At 67.8% G+C, this 2206-nt stretch carries 2 protein-coding genes; one reads left to right on the plus strand and one right to left on the minus strand.

Features of this window, described 5'->3' with window-relative positions; all coding sequences use genetic code 11:
• Positions 1 to 508 (minus strand): AMP-binding protein (locus ACR2JA_RS11965; protein ID WP_434009305.1); only part of this gene is annotated, 508 nt, incomplete at its 3' end.
• Between the two features lie 163 nt (positions 509 to 671).
• Between ACR2JA_RS11965 and ACR2JA_RS11970 the strand changes: the two genes are divergently transcribed.
• Positions 672 to 2177 carry a protein adenylyltransferase SelO gene (locus ACR2JA_RS11970; protein WP_434009306.1) on the plus strand — a complete coding sequence of 502 codons (1506 nt, stop codon included), beginning with the start codon at positions 672 to 674 and terminating at the stop codon, positions 2175 to 2177.
• Positions 2178 to 2206 lie beyond the last annotated feature (29 nt).

Genomic DNA, 2206 nt, shown 5'->3' on the forward strand with positions numbered 1-2206 from the left:
ACAGGTCGGACGCCGCTTCGATCAGCTCTTCGTAGCACAGCAGGCCGGCGACCTTGCTCTCCTTGGGCATGTGCGCGCGGTCGGTCATCGCGACGAAGGCCTTGATCGTCTTCACGCGGTCGCAGATCGCCTCGACCAGCGGCAGGAAGGTCAGGTCGAAGAACAGCACCTGGTCTTCGGCATGGTCGGCGATCCACACCACCTGGTCGGGGTGCAGGCGCGGGTTCAGCGTGTGCAGCACCGCGCCCGAGCCCGACACCGCGTAGTACAGCTCCATGTGGCGGTAGCCGTTCCAGGCCAGCGTCGCAATGCGGTCGCTGTGCTGCACGCCCAGCGCGGCCAGGGCCTTGGCCAGGCGCCGCGAGCGCGACGCGATTTCCTTGTACGTGGTGCGGTGGATGTCGCCTTCGACCCGGCGCGAGACGATCTCGGTGCCGCCGTGGTGGCGCTCGGCGTGGGTGATCAGGGACGAAATCAGCAACGGTTGGCTTTGCATCTGGCCCAGCATGACGGGGTTCTCCTGTTGATGGTTTTCAAAAAAGAACGGTCGTTCTTTAATCCACCCAGCATCATGCCTCAAAGCGGGCGATACCCTGGAGGGGGTTGCCCCGGATGAGCGCCACAAAGCCCGCCTGCCGGTGGGTGCAAGTCATCACGGGGACAATGCCGGCATGAGTTCACCCCCCGACGCGGACCGATGGTCCCACCGCTTTGCCGAACTGGGCGACGCGTTCCATGTGCCCTTGCGCCCCACCCCTTTGCCCGACCCCTACCCGGTGGCGCACAACCCCGCGCTGGCGGCCGAACTGGGCCTGGACAGCGACTGGCTGACCAGCCCCGATGGCGTGGCCGCCTTCACCGGCAACGCGCTGCTGCCCGGCACCCGGCCGCTGTCCAGCGTCTACAGCGGGCACCAGTTCGGCCACTGGGCCGGCCAGCTGGGCGATGGCCGCGCCATCCTGTTGGGGGAAATCGTCTCCGCCAGCGGCCCGCAGGAGGTGCAGCTCAAAGGTGCCGGCCTGACACCGTTTTCGCGCATGGGCGACGGTCGTGCGGTGCTGCGCAGTTCGATCCGCGAATACCTGTGCAGCGAAGCCATGCACGCGCTGGGCATCCCGACCACGCGGGCGCTGTGTGTGACGGGATCCGACGCGCCGGTGCGCCGCGAAGAAATCGAGACCGCGGCCGTCGTGGCGCGCGTGGCGCCCAGCTTCATCCGCTTCGGGCATTTCGAGCACTTCTCCCACAACGGTCAACACGAGCAGCTGCGCCAGCTGGCCGACTTCGTCATCGACACCTTCTACCCCGCCTGCCGCGATGCCACGGGCAACCCGTATGCGCAGCTGCTGGAGACGGTGAGCGGTCGAACCGCCGAACTCATGGCGCGATGGCAGGCCGTGGGTTTCTGCCACGGGGTCATGAACACCGACAACATGAGCATCCTGGGCCTGACGCTGGACTACGGCCCGTTCCAGTTCATGGACGGCTTCAACCCAGCCCACATCTGCAACCACACCGACCGCGGCGGCCGTTACGCCTACCAGCGCCAGCCGCAGATCGCGCACTGGAACCTGTACTGCCTGGGCCAGGCCCTGCTGCCGCTGATGAACGACCAGCAGCAGGCGCTGGACGCATTGCAGCCCTACCGCCAGCAGTTTCCGGCCGCGCTGCAGCGGCGCATGAACGCCAAGCTTGGCCTGGGCGCGGTGCAAGCAGGCGACGAAGCGCTGACCGAATCGCTCATGCAGTTGCTGGCACAGGGCGCGGTGGACTTCACCATCTTCTGGCGGCGCCTGTCGCTGGCCGTGGCGGCCTACGCCGACCCGGCGCAAGACCCGCGCCGGGTACAAGCCGCCATCGAGCCGGTGCGCGACCTGTTCGTGCAGCGTGAGGCCTTCGACACCTGGGCACTGGCCTGGCGCGAGCGCCTGCGAAGCGAGCCCGGCTTTGATGCCGCCGCCACCCAGGCCAGCATGCTCGCCACCAACCCGCAGGTGGTGCTGCGCAACCACCTGGGCGAGCTCGCCATCCGCCATGCCCGTGAGGGCGACTTCGCCCCCCTGCACCGCCTGCAGGCAGCGCTGGCCCGGCCCTTCACCGCCCTGCCCGGCCACGACGATCTGGCCGACTTTCCGCCCGACTGGGCGGCCCACATCGAAATCAGCTGCTCATCCTGAAGGAGGCTCTCATGACATTCCCGATCCAG

Origin of the sequence: Hydrogenophaga sp. (assembly GCF_051007235.1) — a bacterium.
GTDB lineage: Bacteria > Pseudomonadota > Gammaproteobacteria > Burkholderiales > Burkholderiaceae_C > Hydrogenophaga.

Coding starts and splice junctions, on each gene's coding strand:
- ACR2JA_RS11970 (WP_434009306.1), top strand. CDS start 672: ATGAGTTCACCCCCCGACGCGGACCGATGGTCCCACCGCTTTGCCGAA.